Raw genomic sequence first — 827 nt, forward strand, 5'->3', positions numbered from 1 at the left:
TTTGTTGTGTCGTACCGGTCAAGGCAGTGCATAAGGTAGGGGTAAATATGACTTGCTGGACATTCGAAATCATCTGCTAATTGTCTTAGTCTGAATTTAAGTGTCGTTGGTAAATATGGAACTTCCTCTTTCGGTAAGGTCTTTATCTTTTTTTTCATGGTTCTTTTCCTTTATTAAGCTTTGAGCTTCCTTGATCTGTTCATCCAGCCATGCATCTATCTTTAACCTTTTGCTAAATTGCCACCATTTCACGCCTTTTATTTTCTCCTGATAGGTTTGAAAAATGGCAGAGATTGATTGACTGGAATTTTCCTTTTTCATTTTGTATTCCTTTATCTGTAACCAGCCAAAATCCAGCTCTTACCCCAAAATCCAACTGTTAAGGAAAATTCAAAGAAGGGGGGTGTGTTGTCCTGGCTTAATACGTATTCAAATTGAATAGAAGGGACAATTGATTTCTTTTCCCTCTCCTCCGTGTAAGCTTCAATAGTAATTTTCTTAGTGATTAGCTTAAAAGTTGTATCTGTCATGGTTAAAAGAATTTAATAATTAAAAGTGTTATTTCCTAAATTCTTTGTCTTAAAGGGCATTCACTTTCTTCTCTACGTCTTGCTTTCTCTGCTTCTCCTTTTTAGCTTCTTCAGCTATCATTTGCATTATTTTAAGGTTATCACTTGTCCCACTTACCACCATAGAAACATAGCCATTTGACTTTCCCACTTTTTCTGCCACCTTCTTAATCGCCCCATGCGGTAAATGCATTTTCAATTTTTGAGCTGTTTTTCGTTTTGTCATGATCATGATAATTTTTCTAGGTTTTGATTCAT

The 827-nt window shown here is 35.7% G+C and carries 3 protein-coding genes; all 3 read right to left on the reverse strand.

What is annotated here, in order from left to right; genetic code table 11:
- Positions 1-96 precede the first annotated feature (96 nt).
- A complete protein-coding gene (locus E1171_RS01335; protein WP_155203328.1) occupies positions 97-321 on the reverse strand; it encodes a hypothetical protein in 225 nt (74 codons plus the stop codon).
- A gap of 11 nt (positions 322-332) precedes the next feature.
- A complete protein-coding gene (locus E1171_RS01340) occupies positions 333-530 on the reverse strand; it encodes a hypothetical protein (RefSeq protein WP_155203330.1) in 198 nt (65 codons plus the stop codon).
- Positions 531-579: 49 nt separating this feature from the next.
- Positions 580-827: hypothetical protein (locus tag E1171_RS01345; RefSeq protein ID WP_222931326.1), on the reverse strand; the 248-nt coding region annotated here is incomplete at its 5' end.

Origin of the sequence: Xanthovirga aplysinae, from assembly GCF_009711365.1 — a bacterium.
In the GTDB taxonomy this organism is placed as follows: Bacteria; Bacteroidota; Bacteroidia; order Cytophagales; family Cyclobacteriaceae; genus Xanthovirga; species Xanthovirga aplysinae.